This is a genomic window from Caulobacter sp. 602-1 (assembly GCF_003931565.1).
In the GTDB taxonomy this organism is placed as follows: domain Bacteria; phylum Pseudomonadota; class Alphaproteobacteria; order Caulobacterales; family Caulobacteraceae; genus Caulobacter.
In genome coordinates this window covers 298,917-317,221 of record NZ_RRYI01000003.1, presented here as the reverse complement: position 1 = coordinate 317,221, position 18,305 = coordinate 298,917, and the positions used below count along the sequence as shown (strand labels likewise).

The window sequence follows — 18,305 nt, the reverse complement described above, 5'->3', positions numbered from 1 at the left end:
TTTGGCGGCAAAAGCATGCCGTCATGTCCCGTATCGCCTCCGTTCTGCTGCCGATGCCGTTGCCGGAGGCCTTCGACTACGCCGAGCCGGACGGACTCGATCTGAGCATTGGCGACCATGTGGCCGTGCCCCTGGGGCCGCGCGTGATTCGCGGCGTGGTCGTCGCCCTGCGCGACGGGACGGGCGGCAATCGGCCGCTCAAGGCCATTCAGGGCCGGCTCGACGATCCTCCGCTGCCGCCGGGCGTGCTGGCCTTTATTGCTTGGGCGGCGCGCTATTCGGTGGACCTGCCCGGTTGGCCGCTGGCCATGGCCCTGCGCGGCCTGCGCCATCCGCCGCCCAAGCCCGACAAGGTGCTGGTCCTGACCGGAACCCAGCCGGCCCGGATGACGCCCGCGCGCCTGAAGGTGCTGGCCGCCGCCGAGGGCGTCAAGCTGTCGAGCGCGGCGCTGGCCTCGGCCGCCGGCGTCTCGGCGGGCGTGGTCAAGGGGCTCGTGGACGAGGGCGTGCTGGCGGTCGACTATGTGGAGCCGGAGCGTGGCCTGCCGCGGCCGGACCTTTCCCTGCCGCCGCGCGACCTGAACCCCGGCCAGGCCGCCTGCGTCGCGGTCATGAAAGAGATGCTGGACGCCGGCGGCTTTCAGGCGGCGCTTCTGGATGGGGTCACTGGCTCGGGCAAGACCGAGGTCTATCTGGAGGCGGTCGCGGCCGCGCTGGAGGATCCTAAGGCCCAGATCCTGGTGCTGCTGCCCGAGATCGCCCTGACCCAGGCCGTTCTCGCCCGCTTCGAGCAGCGCTTCGGCGCCCTGCCGGCCGAGTGGCATTCCGGCGTCTCGCCGCCGCGCCGCCGGCAGGTCTGGGAGGCGGTGGCCAGCGGCGACGCCCGCATCGTGGTCGGGGCTCGCTCGGCCCTGTTCCTGCCCTTCCGCAAGCTGCGCCTGATCGTGGTCGACGAGGAGCACGACAGCTCGTTCAAGCAGGAAGAGGGCTTCATCTACCACGCCCGCGATCTTGCCGTGGCGCGGGCCAAGATCGAGGGTGCGTCCGTGCTGCTGGCCTCGGCGACGCCATCGCTGGAGAGCCTGTTCAACGCCCAGGCCGGCCGTTACCGCTGGCTGAGGCTGTCGGCCCGCCACGGCGCGGCGCAGCTGCCCGATATCGACCTGATCGACATGCGCCAGACGCCGCCGGAACCCGGCCGCTGGCTGTCGCCGCCGCTGATCAAGGCCATGGCCGTGACGCTGCAGCGCGGCGAACAGGCCATGCTGTTCCTGAACCGGCGGGGCTATGCGCCGCTGGTGCTGTGCAAGGCCTGCGGCGAGAAGATGAAGTCGCCCGACACCGACAGCTGGCTGGTCGAGCACCGCTACACCGGCCGGCTGGTCTGCCACCTGACGGGCTTTTCGATGAAGAAGCCCGAGGCCTGCCCGCACTGCGGGGCCAAGGACTCGCTCGTGTCGATTGGCCCCGGAGTCGAGCGGGTGGAGGAGGAGGCGCGGCACATCTTCCCGGACGCGCGGATCGCGGTGTTCTCGTCCGACACCGTGATGGACGCCGAGGCCGCCAGGACCCTGGTGGCTAGCATGGCGGCGGGCGAGATCGACATTCTCGTCGCCACCCAGGCGGCGGCCAAGGGCCACAACTTCCCGAACCTGACCCTGGTGGGCGTGGTCGACGCCGACCTTTCCCTGAGGGGCGGCGACCTGCGGGCCGGGGAGCGGACCTTCCAGCTGCTGGCCCAGGCGGCGGGTCGGGCCGGGCGTCACGAGAAGCCGGGGCGGGCTTTGCTGCAGACCTATTCGCCCGAGCACGCGGTGATGCAGGCCCTGAAGGCCCAGGACCGCGACGCCTTCGTCGAGGCCGAGATGGCCATGCGCCAGGACGCCGGCCTGCCGCCCTATGGACGGCTCGCGGCGGTGATCGCCTCGGGCCCCGACGCCGCGGCCCTGGACGCCTATGTCGACGCCCTGGCCGCGGTGATCCCCAATGCCGAGGGGGTCGAGGTGTTCGGCCCCGCCGACGCGCCGTTGGCTTTGGTGCGCGGCCGCCGCCGCAAGCGGTTCCTGGTCAGGGCCGAGCGCAATGTCGACCTGCAGGGGTTCATGGCCGCCTGGCGGGCGCGGGCGAAGGTCCCGAATTCGGTCCGCGTGGTGATTGATATCGACCCCTACTCGTTCCTGTAGGCGGCTTTCTCTAGCTGTTCGTCGGCTCGGCTTTATCCAGCGTCGGCGCGCCAGACGCCGGCTGGTGCGAGCGCAGGGGCAGGGCGGGGATGAACAGGATCGTCACCAGGCCCGCCAGGATCACGAACAGGGCCGCGACCATCACGCCGCTGACGGCGTTGATCAGCGCGCCTTGCAGCACTGGATCGGCGTGGGCGGCCTGACCGCTGGCGGCGGCCTTCACCGCCATGCCTTCCAGCTTGCCCAGATCCAGGCCCCCGCCGGGCAGGTTGGCCAGGCGCGCGGTCAGCATGGTCCCGGCCAGGGCCGCGCCGACCGTCGAGCCGATCTGCCTGAAGAACTGGTTGGAGCTGGTGGCCACGCCGATGTCGCGCGGGGCGACGGCGTTCTGGGTGGCGATGTTGAACAGGCTCTGGCCGGGACCCAAGCCCAGGCCGACGAAGGCCAGCAGCCCGCAAAGCAGCGGCAGGCTGTGGATCTTCGACAGGTCATGCAGCAGGAACACCGCGACCAGAAGGATGACCGCGCCGCCTAGCATGTAGGGCTTGTACTGGCCGGTCTTGGAGACCAGTTGGCCCGCGACGGTGCTGCCGATGATCAGGCCGGCCATCAGCGGCAGCATGGTCATGCCGCTGACCGTGGCCGGCACGCCCCGGCCCAGCTGCAGGAACAGCGGCAAGAACATCACCACGCCCATGAACGCCATGGAGATCAGGAAGCCGGCCAGGTTGGCCGTGGTGAACACCTTGTTCTGGAACAGGTGCATCGGCAGGATCGGGTTGGAGACTTTGGTTTCGGCCACCACGAAGGCGGCCAGCGACGCGACGGCCAGGGCGAACAGGGAGAGGCTCTGGGGCGAGCGCCAGGCGAAGTTGTGGCCGCCCAGGCTGAGCGCCAGCAGCAGCGGCACGAAGGCGGCGATCAGCAGGGCCGCGCCCAGGAAGTCGATCTTGCCGGCCCGGCGATGCTCCAGCGGCGGCATCTTCACGATGACCATGAACAGCGAGAGCAGGCTCAGCGGCAGGTTGACGTAGAACACCCAGCGCCAGCCGGCGACGGTGTGGGTTCCGACCTGCACCGTGCCATGGTCGGTGAAGTAGCCGCCGATGATCGGCCCCAGCACGCTGGCCAGGCCGAACACCGAGCCGAAGACGCCCGCGAACTTGCCCCGCTCGCGCGGCGGATAGAGGTCGGCGATGATGGCGAAGGCGGTGGTGAAGAGGGCCCCGCCACCAATGCCCTGCAGGGCGCGGAACACGATCAGCTGCACCATGCCCGGCATGCCCAGGATGGTCCCGAACTCACCCGCCAGGCCCGACAGCCATGAGCCGGCCAGGAAGATCGAGATGCCGGTGATCAGCACGGGCTTGCGGCCGAAGATGTCGCCCAGCTTGCCCCAGATCGGCACCATCACCGTCGAGGTCAGCAGGTAGGCCGTCGTCACCCACGAATAGAGATTGAGGCCGTTCAGCTCGGAGATGATCCGCGGCATGGCCGTGGAGACGATGGTCTGGTCCAGCGCGCTCAGCAGGAACACGATCATCAGCGCCGCCAGGGTCAGGCGGCGCTCGGCGCCGGAGAAAGCCTGGGGGGTGAAGGTCTGCGAGGTCATCGGGGCCTTGGGAGCGTGATAAGCCGGGTGGCCGACCTATCACGCCCCAGGGCGCGGATGTAGGGGGAGGGGACCTAGTGGTCCTTCTTCGACCCACGCTTTCGGGCCAGCATGTTCAGGCCCTCGACCCCGGCCGAGAAGGCCATGGCGGTATAGATGTAGCCCTTCGGCACGTGGGCGCCGAAGCCTTCAGCGATCAGCACGGTGCCGATCATCAGCAGGAAGCCCAGGGCCAGCATGACCACGGTCGGGTTGTTGTTGATGAAGTTGCCCAGCGGGTCGGCGGCCAGCAGCATGGCGGCCACGGCGATGATCACGGCGGTGACCATGATCGGCAGGTGATCGGTCATGCCGACGGCGGTCAGGATCGAGTCGATCGAGAACACCAGGTCCAGCAGGATGATCTGGAAGATCGCCGCGCCGACGTTGGAGATCACGACGGTGACCTTGTCCTTCTCCAGCACATCGTCGCTCTTGTCCGGATCGACGCTGTGGTGGATCTCCTTGGTCGCCTTCCAGATCAGGAAGGCGCCGCCGGCGATCAGGATCAGGTCGCGCCACGAGAAGGCGGTCTCGAAGCCGGGCTCGCCGTGCGAGCCGACGGGGCCAGTGATCCCCAGGTCGAAGACCGGCGCGGTCAGGCCGACGATGAAGGCGATGGTCGACAGCAGGACGAGGCGCATGATCAGCGCCAGCGAGATGCCGATGCGGCGCACCCGCGTGCGGTGCTCGGGCGGCAGCTTGTTTGACAGGATCGAAATGAAGACCAGGTTGTCGATCCCCAGAACCACTTCCATGACCACAAGGGTCACCAGAGCGGCCCAGGCGGCCGGGTCGGCGACCAGGTTAAGGAGTTCGTTCATTGGTCCTCTCTAAGGTTATCGGCCAGGCCGTCGTTTCGCGTACGCATACATGTAACACAGCGAGATGGGCGGGTAACGCTGATCTTTCCACCGTGGGGGCGGAAGGATGGGCCCTTAAGGATCGCTGTGGATGCAGGACGCCGCCCACATCAAGCCCCTGACCGCGCTGCGGTTCTTCGCCGCCTTCTGGGTGGTGCTGTACCACTATTGGCCCAAGCTGGACGTCGCCTTCACACCCGCGATCGCCCAGAAGGGCTATCTGGGGGTCGAGGCGTTCTTCATCCTGTCGGGCTTCATTCTCTGCCACGTCTATCTGCGCGGTTTCGGCGAGGGGCGGTTCCGCTATGGCGACTTCCTGTGGAACCGGCTGGCGCGGGTCTATCCGCTGCACCTGGCCACCCTGGTCGGCGTCGGGGCCATGGCGTTCGCCGGGACCATGGCGGGCCTGAACGTCGATCCAAACATCCTGTCCTGGAAATCACTGCCGGCGAACCTGCTGCTGGTCCATGCCTGGGGCTTCGCGCCGGTGGCCGGCTGGAACCACGCCTCGTGGTCGATCTCGGCCGAGTGGTTCGCCTATCTGAGCTTCCCGGCCTTCGCCTTCGCGGCGTGGAAGCTGCGCGAGCGGCCCGTGGTCGCGGTGCTGGGCGCCCTGGCGGTGATCGCCGGGCTCTATCCGACCTTCCAGGCCCTGGCCGGCTTTTCGCTGACCGACGCCACCATCGAATGGGGCGCTCTGCGCATCGTGCCCTGCTTCGCCTTCGGCTGCGCCCTGCACGCCCTGTGGCGTTCGGACCGATTCCCGACCCGACTCGGCGGCTACGGCGCCGCTTTATTGGGCATGGCTGCGCTTGCGGCGATCCAGTTTTCCGCACCCGATCCGGTGATCGTCATGCTTCTGGGCGGGCTTATTTTCATGCTCGCGACCCTCGCGAAGGGTGGTTTCGAGTTTGCTGGACAGTCAGTCTTCGTCTATCTTGGCGAGATCAGCTACTCGACATACATGATCTGCATCCCGTGGAAAATCCTGGCGATCAATGTAGCGACCAAGCTGTTCAATATCGGTGGCGACAAGCTGCCGCCCCTGGTCTGGATCTTGATTGTCGGCGCGCTGATCCCGCTGTCGGCGATCTCCTACCATTTCATAGAGAGCCCGTGTCGGGAGTGGATGAAGTCTCTGGCCGCGAGTCGCAAACAGCGCCGCTTGGCGCTCGCGGGCGCGGCATAAACACTCTTTTCACCAGTCTCTGGCAGGGTTATCCCTTAGCCCAGTGACGCGGGGGAGTACCCACAGCATGACGAAACGGACCAGGGCCCTTCTGGGTTCCCTGCTCGCTGCCGCCATGATCAGCTTTGCGCCGGTAGCGGCCAATGCTGACGGTTATTGGCAATGCGTGCCGTTCGCCCGTCTGATGTCGGGTATCCAGATTTTCGGCGACGCCCGCACGTGGTGGTCGCAAGCCGCCGGCAAGTACGACACGGGCTCGGTCCCGAAGATCGGCTCGGTTCTCTCCTTCAAGCCTACCGCCCGCATGAACCTCGGCCACGTGGCCTTCGTCAGCCAGGTGCTCACCGACCGGGTGATCCAGGTCACCCACGCCAACTGGTCGATCATCGAGGGCGATCGCGGCCAGATCGAAAAGGACGTCACCGTCGTCGACGTCTCGCCCAATGGCGACTGGACCCAGGTGAAGGTCTGGTACGACCCGATCCGTGACCTCGGCTCCAGCGTCTATCCGACCAACGGCTTCATCTATCAGGACGCCCAGGCGACGAAGATCGCCATGGCCACCAGCAAGATCGCCATGGCTCAGAACGCGGTGGTCTCGGCCGCCAAGCAGGCCGCCAACCAGGTCGCCAACTCGGTTCGTTCTTCGCCGCTGGACATCATCGGCCAGGCCGCGGACTCGACCGATCGTATCGCCGCCCTGATCGAGGCCGCCGCTGGCGGCGGTTCGTCGAGCGACACGAGCAACAAGCAGAACGCGCCCCGCTGATCGTGAGCACGTTGACCTAGAGCGCGGGCCGGGGCACACCCGGCCCGCAGCGCGTTAGGCGAAGGCGTACTCGGTTTTCGCCGTTAAAACGCGCGTCTGATAGGGCAAGCCTGCCCATGGGCAGGCTTGGGGGACGCGCCCATGCTTAGAATCCTCCGTCACGGCGCTCCGGGCTTCGAATCCGGCGGTCTGTCGCCCGACTGGCGGGTGCCGTCCGACGCCGTCTGGATCGAACTGGTCGACCCCACCCGGACCGAGGAAGTCGCCGTCGAGCAGTCGATCGGCCTCCTGTTGCCCACCCGCGAGGAGATGGCCGAGATCGAGGCCTCCTCGCGCCTCTACCAGGAGGATGGCGGCACGTTCATGACCGCCACCGTCCTGATCAATGCCGATGGCGACCTGCCGACCGCCGCCCCCGTCACCTTCGTGCTGGCCGGCGCGCGCCTGATCACCATTCGCTATGTCGAGCCCAAGGCGTTCTCGGTGTTCGCCGCCCAGGCCGAGCGTCAGCCCAGCCTGTGCCCCAATGGCCTGCAGACGTTCCTGGGCCTGCTGGACGCCATCGTCGACCGCACCGCCGACATCCTCGAGCGCACCGCCGCCGAGGTCGAGGTGCAATCGCGGGCCATCTTCAGCCGCCCGCGCGGCGCGGCGTTCGAGAGCATCCTCAACCGTTTGGGCCGGGCCCAGAACGTCAATTCCAAGGCCCGCGACAGCCTGGTCAGCCTGGCCCGCCTGCTCAGCTTCGCGGCCCTGGCCGACCAGTTCGAAGGCTCCAAGGAACTGCGCGATCACCTCAAATCGCTGCAGCGCGACGTCCAGTCGATCACCGACCACTCCAGCTACGTAGCCAGCAACATAACCTTCCTGCTCGACGCGGCCCTGGGGCTGATCAACATCGAGCAGAACTCGATCTTCAAGGTGTTCTCAGTGTTCTCGGTGATGTTCCTGCCCCCGACCCTGGTGGCCGGGATCTACGGCATGAACTTCGTCCACATGCCCGAACTGAACTGGCTGGAAGGCTATCCGATGGCCATCGGCATGATGATCCTGGCCGCCGTCGCACCGCTGCTGTGGTTCCGCCGCAAGGGCTGGCTGTAGATTTCGCGCGTCCCCCGCGACAATTCACCGCGCTCTAAACGATGGCTTAAAGCTGATCTGGCAGGTTGGGCGACGGTTCCCAGTTCCCCGCGTATCCGCCAGAGAGCGCTCTTCGACCGCCCATGCCCGCCGCCGCGTCTTCACGCCCGAGCCTGATCCGCAACCTGCACGCCTCCGTAGTGCGCGAGGTGCTGGAGGCTCATGCGCGCTACATGAAAGGCCTGCCCAAGGGCCGCCGGGCGGTGCTGCAGTACGTCAACCTGAACAATTACGAGCTGGACGGGGTCGATCTCTCGGAGGCCGACCTGACCGGGGCGCTGCTGGGCGGGGCCTCGCTGCGGCGGGCCAAGCTGACCCGCGCCACGCTGTATGGGACCGACCTGCGCGACTCCGATCTGCGGGACGCGGATCTTTCCCGCTGCGACATGCGCGGGGCCTGCCTGCGCGGGGCCAATCTCGGCGGGGCCAATCTCTCCGGCTGCGATCTGCGCGAGGGCGTCACCGCCGTGCAGGACGACGAGAAGGGCCTGCGGATCCTGGAGCATTCCAAGCGGCCGGGCGAGCTGGACTACGCCATGCTGCAGGGCGCCAACCTCAACGGCGCGCAGATGTCCGGCGCCTTCGCGCGGCAGGCCGACTTCACCGACGCCGATCTCTCGAACGTCACCCTGCAGGGCGCCAAGCTGACGAACGCGGTCATGGACGGCGCGGACCTGTCGGGCGCCAACCTGCACAATGCCGAGATGTCCAAGGTCTCGCTGCGTCGGGCCATCATGGTGGGGGTCGACGTCAGCGGCGCGGACCTGACCGACGCCGACATGACCGAGGTGCTGCGCGCCCCGCCGCCGATCATCTATGTCGACGACCTGCCCCTCAACGAGGTGCTGGAGAGCCACGAGCTGTTCTGCAAGTCCGACGGCCGCGACGGCAAGGCGGCCAAGGCCGCCGAGGTCGACTTCCGCCCCTTGCGCCGCCTGAAGGATCGCCGTCTTTCCGGCCTGTTCGCGCCCCGGGCGGTGTTCTTCGGCATGGACCTGGACGGCGCCCAGTTGCAGGGCGCGAACCTGGCCGGCGCGGACCTGCGGGGCGCCAAGCTTCGCGGGGCCGATCTGCGCGGCGCGCGTCTGGTCGACGCCCAGCTGAGCCGCGCGGATCTCACTGGCGCCAAGCTCGGCCCGCTGAAGATCGCCGAGGACCGGGTCATCCGCACCGATTTGACCCGCGCCGTGCTGCGTGGGGCCAATCTGAAGGGCGTCAGCGCGCCTCGGGCCCGGTTCATCGAGGCCGACTTCAGCCGCGCCCGCCTTGACGGCGCGGACCTGACCGGCGCCGAACTGCCGTCGGGTTTCGGCGGGGTCTAAGCATCTGTCTTCGCATTGAGGTCGTATCTGTGTCGATGATCGGACGCGGCATTCTATAGGAGGCAGTATGATCCATGCCCTGACGCCAATCGCGCTGCTCTGCGTGCTGACCGCCGTGAGCCTCGCCACCAAGGCCAGCGCCCAGGATCGCGCGCCTGACCGGACCGTCGTCGGCGGGGCGGTGATCTACGCGCCGGCTTACCAGGGCGCCAAGGACTACCGCGTTCTGCCGTTCCCGGTGATCGACCTGAAGCACGGCCGCTTCTTCGCCGGCTCGCGCCGGGGGCTCGGCGCCAACCTGGTCGACGGCGACACTGTTGATGTCGGGGCCGGTGTGACCTTCGTGCCAGGCTACCGCCGCCGTGACGCGCCGGCCGGCATCGGCCGGGTGTCGGGCGGCGCCGGGGCGCGGATCTCCGCCGACGTAAAGGCCGGCAGGGTCATGGCCAGTCTGGGCGCGACCAAGGTTCTCTCCGGCGACCTCGACGGCGTCCTGGTCGACGCGACCTTGGCCATGCCGCTGCGGCCGTCCGGACGCCTGACCTTGATCCCCAGCGTTTCGACCACCTGGGCCGATGGCGCCTATAACCGCAGCTATTTCGGGATCAGCGCCAGCCAGGCGGTGGCCTCGGGCCTCGCGGCCTATCGTCCCGGCGGCGGGATCAAGGACGTTTCAGTTTCGCTGACCGCCAGCTATCGTCTGACCGATCGGGTCAGCCTGGGCGCGACCGGCTCGGTCACCAAGCTGACTGGCGACGCCAGGGAGAGCCCGATCGTCTTTGACCCGATCCAGCCCTCGGCGGTGCTGTCGGCCGCCTACCGGTTCTAGCGGACGGTCGCATGTTGAAGCCTTGCGGTGAGCATTAACCTTGGTGTTGATGCACGAAAGCCGTGGGAGTCTTCGATGTCGCGTTTGTCCTGGATCGCCGCCGCTGGCGCCTTCGCCCTGGCGGCTATCACCGGATCAGCTCACGCGGCCGCGCCGACGTTCGAGAAGACCGCCTGCGCCGGCGACTACAAGGCCACCGGCCTGAAGGTCGACTGTGGCAATCTGGTCGTCGACGAGACGCGCGGCGATCCCGGGACCCGCCGCATCAAGGTGGCGGTCGCCATCGTTCACGCCAGCGAGCCCAAGGCCGGCCTGCCGCCGGTGATCTATCTGCACGGCGGCCCGGGCGGTTCGGCCCTGAAGGGCCTGCCGCGCCTGCTGGCCAGCAAGGCCTCGCGCGAGTTCGTCGCGCTCGACCAGGACTGGGTTTTCATCGACCAGCGCGGCGGCGGCCAGTCCGTCCCCAATCTCGACTGCCCCGGAACGCACCTGACCGACGCCGGCCCGCCGACCGATCAGGACGCGCAAGGCGTCGTCGCCTGCCTGAAGGGTTTCCAGGCCAAGGGCGTGAACATCGCGCGCTACAACGCCGTCGAGGTGGCCAAGGACGTCCAGGACCTCCGCCAACTGCTGGGCTTCAAGCAGATCGACCTGTTCGGCGGCTCCTACGGCACCCGCATCGAGGCCGCCATCCAGGCTCATCAGCCGCAGGGCGTGCGCGCGGTGGTCCAGGATTCGCCCTGGCCGCCCGAGGCCGACTGGACCGTCGGCGGGCCGGCCATGGTCTCCAACTCGATCGACATCGTCATGGCCAAGTGCGCGGTCGTGGCCGAGTGCGCCAAGCGTTATCCCGACCTGAAGGCCAAGCTGGCCGTGGTCGCCGAGCGCTGGCTGGCCGGCCCCCAGACGATCAACGGCAAGACCTACGCCGCCGACGACCTGGGCGGCTGGCTGATGGACGCCAGCTACTTCACCGCCGGCGTGCTGCCGCGCGACCTGTGGAAGGTGATCCAGGGCGACGTCGCCCCGGTCGCCGACTTCGTCGAGAGCCGCGACTACTACAGCGAGGGCCAGTTCATGACCCACCTGTGCAAGGAGGAGATCCCGTTCGAAAGTCGGGCTGACGTCGCCAAGGGCACGGAGAACGATCCGATCGCCCGCCTGATGGTGGCGCCAATGCAGCGCATCCACGATGTCTGCAAGGCGATCGACGTCGGCCCGATCTCCAAGGCCGAGCAGGAGCCGGTCAAGACCGCGATCCCGACCCTGTTCCTGGCCGCCGAGATCGATCCCGGTTGCCCGCCCGAACTGACCAAGGCCGCCGCCAAGGGCTACGAGGGTTCGCAGGTGGTGATCGTCACCAACGCCACCCACGGCGTCAGCCGCGCTAGCCCCTGTACGCGCAAGATGATCCGGTCGTTCTTCCAGGATCCGACCAAACCGGTCGACCGGAGCTGCCTGCCGGCGGCCGACACGCCGATGGCGTTCACGTACACGGGGTAGATTTCCCGCCCCTTTGGGGCATGTGCGCCGATCCCGCCGCGGCCAAGGCGGGGGTGCGGTCGCCATGTCCGCGTCGCGCCTGGGCAGGACCGGCCGCATCGATTTTTGCGTAGCACGCAAAGCAGAGCGGCAAATTCGTCCAATTATTTTCGTTCCGGCTCGACGCTAAATAGTGCGGCAGGATTCTTGCCGGAGACGGCGCTGCCCGCGGCGCGCGTCTCGCCCTTTCCCAGACGCCAGGCGCCGGCTTCCGGCGCGAGGAACGCGATTATGTCCGCAGACGCTCCCAACGCACCGGCCCGCAAAGGCCTGTCATCCTCGATGACCTTCGCGATGTCCGCCGCCGCCGGCGTCGCCGTCGCCAATATCTACTACAACCAGCCCATGCTGGGGCTGATCGAACAGGATCTCCCTGGCCCTTTGACCGGTCTGATCCCGACCGCCACCCAGCTGGGCTACGCCGCCGGCCTCTTCCTGCTGGTTCCGCTGGGCGACATCATCGATCGCCGAAAGCAGATCGGCGTCCAGTTCGTCGTCCTGGCGCTGGCTCTGGTGCTGGCGGCCCTCGCGCCCAGCGCGGCCCTGGTCGTGGTGGCGTCCCTGGCGGTGGGCCTGGCCTCGACGGTCGCCCAGCAGATCGTACCCTTCGCCGCGCATCTTTCCTCACCGGAAAAGCGCGGGGCGACGGTGGGAACGGTGCTCTCGGGCATCCTCACCGGCATCCTGCTCAGTCGCACGCTCGCCGGCTTCGTGGCCACGCGCTTTGGGTGGCGCGAGATGTTCTGGCTCGGCGCGCCGATGGCCCTGATCGCCGGAGCGGTCATGTTCATGACGCTGCCGCGCGTGGCGCCCGACTCCAAGCTCGGCTATGGCAAGCTCCTGGCCTCGATCGGCGACCTCTGGAAAGAGTTTCCCGCCCTGCGCCTGGCCGCCTTCACCCAGGCCCTGATCTTCGCGGCCTTCACGGTGTTCTGGACGGTGCTGGCCTTCCGGCTGCAGTCGCCCGCCTACCGTCTGGGCGCGGATGTCGCCGGCCTCTTCGGTGTCGTCGGCGCGGTGGGCATCTTCGCCGCCCCCCTGGCCGGCCGGTTCGCCGACCGGCGCGGCCCCAAGCCGGTGGTCATGCTCGCCTCGATCCTGATCCTGGTCTCCTGGGCGCTGTTTGGCGTCTGGACCTCGGTGGCGGGACTGGTCGTGGGCGTGATCGTGCTCGACTTCGCCATGCAGTCGGCCCTGGTCTCCAACCAGCACATCGCTTTCGCCCTGCGTCCCGAGGCGCGCGCGCGTCTCAACACCGTGCTGATGGGCTCGATGTTCCTGGGCGGCGCCTTCGGCTCGGCGGCCGGTTCGGCGGCCTGGCAAGCGGGCGGATGGACCGCCGTGACGGCGCTGGGGGGCGCCCTCGGCGTCCTGAGCACCGCCCTGCAGGCGCTTGATTTCAGCCGCCGCGCCCGCGCGACGCAGGCCTAGCCAGAGGGGATGTCTTCGGCGCCCGGCGCCGGAGCGTCCCGATCCCAATAGGCCGGCGCGCCAATGTGGCGCGCCAGGGCGTCCAGGAAGCAGGCGACCTTCTTCAGGCCGCGACGGTTCGGCGGATAGCAGGCCCAGATCGCGCCTTCCTCGGCGCTCGGGCTGGCCGTCCAGTCGTCGAGGACCGGAACCAGAGCCCCCGTGGTGATATCGCCGCCGATCAGCCAGGTCGGCAGCAGGGCAAGGCGGACGCCGCCGAGCGCGGCTTCCCGCAAGACCTCCGATCCGCTGGAGCGCAGAGGACCCTTGACGGTCACCTTCTCGCGCTCGCCGCCCCGCGCCAGGGTCCAGGTGCTGTCGCCGTTGAAGTACTCGTAGACGAGGCAGCTGTGACTCATCAGGTCGGATGGCGTGCGCGGCGCGTCATGCTCGGCGAGATAGGCGGGGCTGGCGCAGACCGCCCGCCGATGCGGCGCGAGCTTGCGGGCGATCAGGCTGGAGGCGTTCATCGCACCGAGCCGCACGGCCACGTCAATGCGGTCCTCGACGAGATTGCTGACGGCGTCGGTGGCCAGCACCTCCAGGCGCAGCTCGGGATATCGCCGCAGGAAGGCCGGCAGCATCGGGGCGACGTGGAGCCGCCCGAACGCGACGGGCAGTGTCAGCCGCAGAAGCCCGCTCGGCGGCCCGCCGCGCTCGCTCACCGTGCGGTCGGCGTTGTCGAGGTCATCGAGGATCCTGCGGGCCTCGTTGAGGTAGAGGGCGCCGGCGTCGGTCAGGGTGACGTTGCGGGTCGACCGGTTGAGGAGCAACGCCCCCAGGTGCTTCTCGAGCGCGTTGACCTGCCGTGTCAGGGAGGAGGGCGCCACGCCCAATCGTCGGGCGGCTGGCGCGAAGCCGCCATGGTCGACGACCGTGACGAAGGCGCTGAGGGTCGCGAACCTGTCCATGTCCCACCTTTGCGTCAGTCGCAAGCAAGCTTCCGATATTGGCCTGATCGCACGCGAATTTGTCCATAATGATCGGGTTTCTTTCCAGAGGGCGCTGACCTCCGGTCGGTAGGGCCCCTGGCGCTCCAGGCCCCTTCAGCATCCCGCCGACGGCCGTGAGCGCTCCATACGAAGTCAGACGGTTTGGCGGGATCGGCATGAGCCGGCGCAAGTCCCCGGCCTTTATGCGGCGCTTATGCGCGGCTCCAGATTCCCGAATGGAGCCCTTACGCGCCTCCATGGTCTGTTCCGCGCAACTTAGCAGGAGGCTGTCATGGCCGATCTTATCTTCCTGGCGCTGGGGACGGGGCTGTTCGTGGCCTTCGCCGCCTTCGCCGCCGCGTTGAGGCGCCTATGACCATGCTGGTGAGCGCGCTTTGGGGAGCCGGGGCGATCGTCGTCGCGGTCTACATGGTCGTGGCGATGCTGCGGCCGGACAAGTTCTGACGGATCACATCCCATGAATTGGCAAGGTTGGGCGGAAATCGCCCTGACGCTCGGCTTGGCGGTCGCGATCGGCTGGCCGCTGGGCGTCTATATGTCTCGCGTCTGGAACGGCGAGCGCACTTGGCTCGACCCGGTAATGCGGCCGGTCGAGAGGTTCTTCTATGCCGCTTGCGGGGTGGACGCGAAGAAGAACCAGACCTGGTGGAGCTACGCCGGCGCGCTGCTGGCGTTCAACCTTTTCGGCTTTCTCTTCGTCTACGCGGTGCTTCGCCTGCAGGGCGTGCTGCCGCTGAACCCGCAAGGCTTTCCGGGTCTGTCGGAGCACCTGTCGTTCAACACGGCGATCAGTTTCGTCACCAACACCAACTGGCAGAGCTATGGGGGCGAGACGACCATGTCGACGCTCAGCCAGATGCTGGTGCTGACGACCCAGAACTTCGTTTCCGCCGCCACCGGCGCGACCGTGGCCGCCGCGCTTGCTCGCGCCTTCACGGCCAACCGCGGCGAGGGTGTCGGCAATTTCTGGGCCGACCTGGTCCGCACCACGCTCTATGTGCTGCTGCCGATCTCGTTCGTCGTGGCCGTGCTGCTGGTCGCCCTGGGCCTGCCCCAGACCCTGTCGGCGGGCGTGATCGCCCACACCATGGAAGGCGCCGAGCAGAAGATCTCGCTCTACGCCGTGGCGTCGCAGGAAGCCATCAAGATGCTGGGCATCAACGGCGGCGGCGTCTTCAACGTCAACTCGGCGCACCCGTTCGAGAACCCGACGCCGCTGACCAACCTGATCACGGCGATCTCCATCAACGTGCTGGGCTGGGCGGCCTTCTTCGCCTTCGGCCGCTCGGTCCTGGCCAAGAAGGACGTCCGCGCCCTGGTCCTGGCGGCCGCCGTGCTGCTGTTCGCCGGCGCGGCGACGATCTACGCCACCGAGACCATGACCCCGCCGGCCCAACAGGCCGCCGGCGTCGAGACCGCCGTCAACATGGAAGGCAAGGAAGTGCGCTTTGGCGCGCCGGCCACGGCCGCCTGGGCCGCCGCCACGACCGGCGCCTCGAACGGTTCGGTCAACGGCATGCACTCCAGCTTGATGCCGCTGGGCGGCGGCATGGCGATGTTCCTGATGCACCTGGGTGAGATCCTGCCGGGCGGCATCGGCTCGGGCATCGCGGTTATGGTGGTCATGGCCATCCTTTCGGTCTTCGTCGCCGGTCTGATGGTCGGTCGCACGCCGGAGTACCTGGGCAAGAAGATCGAAGCCCGCGAAGTGCAGTTGTCGATCCTGGCCGTCCTGGCCATCCCGGTCGCCACCTTGGGCTTCTCGGCCATCGCCGCGGTGCTGCCCGAGGCGCTGAAGGGCCTGATGCACAGCGGTCCCCACGGGATGTCGGAGATCCTCTACGCCTACACCTCGGCCACGGCCAACAACGGCTCGGCCTTCGCCGGTCTGACCGCCAACGCGCCCTGGTGGGACGCCACCCTCGGCGTGGCCATGGCTCTGGGCCGCTTCCTGCCGATCGTGGCCATCCTGGCCATGGCGGGCTCACTGGTCGCCAAGCCCAAGCTGGCGCCGTCGGCCGGGACCCTGCCGACCCACGGCGGCCTGTTCGTCGGCCTGCTGGTCGGGGTGATCCTGATCCTGGGCGGCCTGCAATTCTTCCCTGCTTTGGCCCTCGGTCCGATCGTCGAGCACTTCCAAGTGCTCGCCGTGACCGACGGCCACTAATCGCAAAGGCGATTACATCATGACCACCATTGAATCCCCCATGGGGAACGGCGCCGGGGAGGGCCGGCGCAAGGCCGGCGCCCTGGCGGGCGGGCTCTCTCCGGCCATCATGACCCGGGCGGCCAAGGACGCCTTCGTCAAGCTGGACCCGCGCAAGTTGACCGGCAATCCGGTGATCTTCGCCACCTGGATCGTGGCTTTGCTGTCGACGGTCTCTGCCGTCGCGGCGGTCGCCAGCCATCAATCAGCCGGCTTCGCCATTCAGATCGCCGGCTGGCTATGGGCCACCGTGCTATTCGCCAACCTGGCCGAAAGCGTCGCCGAGGGCCGGGGCAAGGCCGCGGCCGACAGCCTGCGCGCCACCCGGGTCACTACCAACGCCAAGCTGATCACCGACGAAGCCACCGGCGCCGTCACCCCGACCCCGGCCCACAAGCTGGTCCCCGGTTCGCTGATCCTGATCGAGGCTGGCGACGTCGTCCCGACCGATGGCGAAATCGTCGAAGGCATGGCCAGCGTCAACGAGGCCGCCATCACCGGCGAGAGCGCGCCGGTCATCCGCGAAAGCGGCGGCGATCGCTCGGCCGTCACCGGCGGCACCACGGTGGTCTCGGACTGGATCAAGGTCCGTGTCACCGCCCAGCCGGGCTCGACGTTCCTGGACCGCATGATCGCCATGGTCGAGGGCGCGGACCGTCGCAAGACGCCGAATGAGATCGCCCTGGCCGTGCTGCTCGCGGGCCTGACCCTGATCTTCCTGATCGCGGTCGTCACCCTGCTGGGCCTGGGCAAGTTCTCGGGCGTCAATCTGGACCCGATCGTGCTGGGCGCGCTGTTCATCACGCTGATCCCGACCACGATCGGCGGTCTGCTGTCCGCCGTCGGCATCGCCGGCATGGACCGGCTGATGAAGCACAACGTGCTGGCCACCTCGGGCCGCGCCGTAGAGGCCGCTGGCGACGTCGACACCCTGCTGCTGGACAAGACCGGCACCATCACCTTCGGCAACCGCATGGCCACCGAAGTGATCGCCGCCCCCGGCGTGCGTCCCGAAGCAGCGCTGCGCGCCGCCATCAGCGCTTCGTTGGCCGACGAAACCCCGGAAGGCCGCTCGATCGTCGAACTGGGTCGCAACCAGGGGATCGTCATCGAGGCGCCGCAGAACGCCACGTCGATCGCCTTCAGCGCCACCACCCGCCAGTCGGGCCTGGACGCCAATGGCATGTCCTGGCGCAAGGGCGCGGTCGACGCGGTCTATCGGAGCCTGGCGCTGGATCCGAAGATGGTTCCGGCGGAGGTCACCGCCGCCGTCGATCGCATCGCCCGCTCGGGCGGCACGCCGCTGGCCGTCAGCGAGAATGGCGTCCTGGTCGGGGTCATCCACCTGAAGGACGTGGTCAAGCCGAACGTCAAGGAACGCTTCGCCGACCTGCGCCGCATGGGCCTGCGCACCGTGATGATCACCGGCGACAATCCGGTCACCGCGGCGGCCATCGCCTCCGAGGCCGGCGTCGACGACTTCCTGGCCGAGGCCACGCCGGAGGACAAGCTGCGGCTGATCCGGGAAGAGCAGGGCAAGGGACGCCTGGTGGCCATGTGCGGCGACGGCGCCAACGACGCCCCCGCCCTGGCCCAGGCCGACGTCGGCGTGGCCATGCAGACCGGCGCCCAGGCCGCGCGCGAGGCCGGCAACATGGTCGATCTCGACAGCGACCCGACCAAGGTCATCGAGATCGTCGAGGTCGGCAAGCAGATGCTGATCACCCGCGGCGCCCTGACCACCTTCTCGATCGCCAACGACGTGGCCAAGTACTTCGCCATCATCCCGGCGATGTTCGTGGTCTCGCTGCCGGCGCTCGGCGCCCTGAACGTGATGAAGCTGCACAGCCCGCAGAGCGCGATCCTGTCGGCGGTGATCTTCAACGCCCTGGTGATCGTCGCTCTGATCCCCCTGGCCCTGAAGGGCGTGAAGTATCGCGCCATCGGCGCGGGCAAGCTCCTGTCGCGCAACCTGATGGTCTACGGCCTGGGCGGCCTCGTGGCCCCGTTCGCCGGCATCAAGCTGATCGACCTGATCGTCTCGACCCTGGGATGGGCCTGATGCGCGGCCCGATCGCCCCAAATCCAATGGTCAGGGACCTGATCTTCGGGATCGTGGCGATCGGGCTGGTTTTCCTGGCGGCTTACGCCTCCGCGTAGCCTCAACACACTCTATCCTGTTCTGAAA

14 protein-coding genes are annotated in these 18,305 nt (G+C 68.0%); 11 read left to right on the top strand and 3 right to left on the bottom strand.

The window, feature by feature from the left end:
• The first annotated feature begins 23 nt into the window (after positions 1-23).
• Positions 24-2,183: a primosomal protein N' gene (locus tag EIK80_RS10425; protein ID WP_125156918.1), complete on the top strand. Its 2,160-nt coding sequence runs from the start codon at positions 24-26 to the stop codon at positions 2,181-2,183.
• A 10-nt stretch (positions 2,184-2,193) separates the two neighbouring features.
• Here the strand turns inward: EIK80_RS10425 and EIK80_RS10420 are convergent, their stop codons facing one another.
• Together EIK80_RS10420 and EIK80_RS10415 are read right to left on the bottom strand one after the other, a co-directional pair.
• Positions 2,194-3,795: an MDR family MFS transporter gene (locus tag EIK80_RS10420; RefSeq protein ID WP_125156917.1), complete on the bottom strand. Its 1,602-nt coding sequence runs from the start codon at positions 3,793-3,795 to the stop codon at positions 2,194-2,196.
• A 74-nt stretch (positions 3,796-3,869) separates the two neighbouring features.
• Complete coding sequence (locus tag EIK80_RS10415) at positions 3,870-4,658, bottom strand: TerC family protein (RefSeq protein WP_125156916.1); 789 nt, start codon at positions 4,656-4,658, stop codon at positions 3,870-3,872.
• A 130-nt stretch (positions 4,659-4,788) separates the two neighbouring features.
• Between EIK80_RS10415 and EIK80_RS10410 the strand changes: the two genes are divergently transcribed.
• From EIK80_RS10410 to EIK80_RS10380, 7 genes are all read left to right on the top strand, one after another.
• The gene (locus tag EIK80_RS10410; protein WP_125156915.1) at positions 4,789-5,886 is read left to right on the top strand and encodes an acyltransferase; all 1,098 of its coding nucleotides are present in this window, start codon (positions 4,789-4,791) and stop codon (positions 5,884-5,886) included.
• Between the two features lie 67 nt (positions 5,887-5,953).
• Positions 5,954-6,655, top strand: a complete 702-nt coding sequence (locus tag EIK80_RS10405) for a CHAP domain-containing protein (RefSeq protein ID WP_125156914.1) — start codon at positions 5,954-5,956, stop codon at positions 6,653-6,655.
• 141 nt (positions 6,656-6,796) lie between these two features.
• Positions 6,797-7,756 carry a magnesium transporter CorA family protein gene (locus EIK80_RS10400; protein WP_125156913.1) on the top strand — a complete coding sequence of 320 codons (960 nt, stop codon included), beginning with the start codon at positions 6,797-6,799 and terminating at the stop codon, positions 7,754-7,756.
• Between the two features lie 122 nt (positions 7,757-7,878).
• Entirely contained in the window at positions 7,879-9,117 is a 1,239-nt protein-coding gene (locus EIK80_RS10395) for a pentapeptide repeat-containing protein (protein WP_125156912.1), read from the top strand.
• 67 nt (positions 9,118-9,184) lie between these two features.
• Positions 9,185-9,946 carry a MipA/OmpV family protein gene (locus EIK80_RS10390; protein WP_125156911.1) on the top strand — a complete coding sequence of 254 codons (762 nt, stop codon included), beginning with the start codon at positions 9,185-9,187 and terminating at the stop codon, positions 9,944-9,946.
• A 75-nt stretch (positions 9,947-10,021) separates the two neighbouring features.
• The gene (locus tag EIK80_RS10385; protein ID WP_125156910.1) at positions 10,022-11,449 is read left to right on the top strand and encodes an alpha/beta hydrolase; all 1,428 of its coding nucleotides are present in this window, start codon (positions 10,022-10,024) and stop codon (positions 11,447-11,449) included.
• Positions 11,450-11,719: 270 nt separating this feature from the next.
• The gene (locus tag EIK80_RS10380) at positions 11,720-12,919 is read left to right on the top strand and encodes an MFS transporter (protein ID WP_199743442.1); all 1,200 of its coding nucleotides are present in this window, start codon (positions 11,720-11,722) and stop codon (positions 12,917-12,919) included.
• Here the strand turns inward: EIK80_RS10380 and EIK80_RS10375 are convergent.
• Positions 12,916-13,869, bottom strand: coding sequence for a LysR family transcriptional regulator (locus EIK80_RS10375; RefSeq protein WP_125156909.1), 954 nt, complete (start codon positions 13,867-13,869; stop codon positions 12,916-12,918). The genes EIK80_RS10380 and EIK80_RS10375 overlap by 4 nt on opposite strands.
• A gap of 393 nt (positions 13,870-14,262) precedes the next feature.
• On the opposite strand from EIK80_RS10375, the gene EIK80_RS10370 reads away from it, so the two are divergent.
• From EIK80_RS10370 to kdpB, 3 genes are read left to right on the top strand one after another with little or no spacing between them, the layout of a single operon-like run.
• Positions 14,263-14,355, top strand: coding sequence for a potassium-transporting ATPase subunit F (locus EIK80_RS10370; protein WP_125156908.1), 93 nt, complete (start codon positions 14,263-14,265; stop codon positions 14,353-14,355).
• Between the two features lie 13 nt (positions 14,356-14,368).
• The gene (gene kdpA / locus EIK80_RS10365; RefSeq protein ID WP_125156907.1) at positions 14,369-16,078 is read left to right on the top strand and encodes a potassium-transporting ATPase subunit KdpA; all 1,710 of its coding nucleotides are present in this window, start codon (positions 14,369-14,371) and stop codon (positions 16,076-16,078) included.
• Between the two features lie 40 nt (positions 16,079-16,118).
• On the top strand, positions 16,119-18,179 hold the full coding sequence (gene kdpB, locus EIK80_RS10360) for a potassium-transporting ATPase subunit KdpB (protein WP_125157338.1): 2,061 nt from the start codon (positions 16,119-16,121) through the stop codon (positions 18,177-18,179).
• Positions 18,180-18,305: the final 126 nt, after the last annotated feature.

What these genes read in the sequence shown, in the direction of transcription:
- EIK80_RS10425 (WP_125156918.1), top strand. Translation starts at nt 24, where the DNA reads ATGTCCCGTATCGCCTCCGTTCTGCTGCCGATGCCGTTGCCGGAGGCC.
- EIK80_RS10420 (WP_125156917.1), bottom strand. Translation starts at nt 3,795, where the DNA reads ATGACCTCGCAGACCTTCACCCCCCAGGCTTTCTCCGGCGCCGAGCGC.
- EIK80_RS10415 (WP_125156916.1), bottom strand. Translation starts at nt 4,658, where the DNA reads ATGAACGAACTCCTTAACCTGGTCGCCGACCCGGCCGCCTGGGCCGCT.
- EIK80_RS10410 (WP_125156915.1), top strand. Translation starts at nt 4,789, where the DNA reads ATGCAGGACGCCGCCCACATCAAGCCCCTGACCGCGCTGCGGTTCTTC.
- EIK80_RS10405 (WP_125156914.1), top strand. Translation starts at nt 5,954, where the DNA reads ATGACGAAACGGACCAGGGCCCTTCTGGGTTCCCTGCTCGCTGCCGCC.
- EIK80_RS10400 (WP_125156913.1), top strand. Translation starts at nt 6,797, where the DNA reads ATGCTTAGAATCCTCCGTCACGGCGCTCCGGGCTTCGAATCCGGCGGT.
- EIK80_RS10395 (WP_125156912.1), top strand. Translation starts at nt 7,879, where the DNA reads ATGCCCGCCGCCGCGTCTTCACGCCCGAGCCTGATCCGCAACCTGCAC.
- EIK80_RS10390 (WP_125156911.1), top strand. Translation starts at nt 9,185, where the DNA reads ATGATCCATGCCCTGACGCCAATCGCGCTGCTCTGCGTGCTGACCGCC.
- EIK80_RS10385 (WP_125156910.1), top strand. Translation starts at nt 10,022, where the DNA reads ATGTCGCGTTTGTCCTGGATCGCCGCCGCTGGCGCCTTCGCCCTGGCG.
- EIK80_RS10380 (WP_199743442.1), top strand. Translation starts at nt 11,720, where the DNA reads ATGTCCGCAGACGCTCCCAACGCACCGGCCCGCAAAGGCCTGTCATCC.
- EIK80_RS10375 (WP_125156909.1), bottom strand. Translation starts at nt 13,869, where the DNA reads ATGGACAGGTTCGCGACCCTCAGCGCCTTCGTCACGGTCGTCGACCAT.
- EIK80_RS10370 (WP_125156908.1), top strand. Translation starts at nt 14,263, where the DNA reads ATGACCATGCTGGTGAGCGCGCTTTGGGGAGCCGGGGCGATCGTCGTC.
- kdpA (WP_125156907.1), top strand. Translation starts at nt 14,369, where the DNA reads ATGAATTGGCAAGGTTGGGCGGAAATCGCCCTGACGCTCGGCTTGGCG.
- kdpB (WP_125157338.1), top strand. Translation starts at nt 16,119, where the DNA reads ATGGGGAACGGCGCCGGGGAGGGCCGGCGCAAGGCCGGCGCCCTGGCG.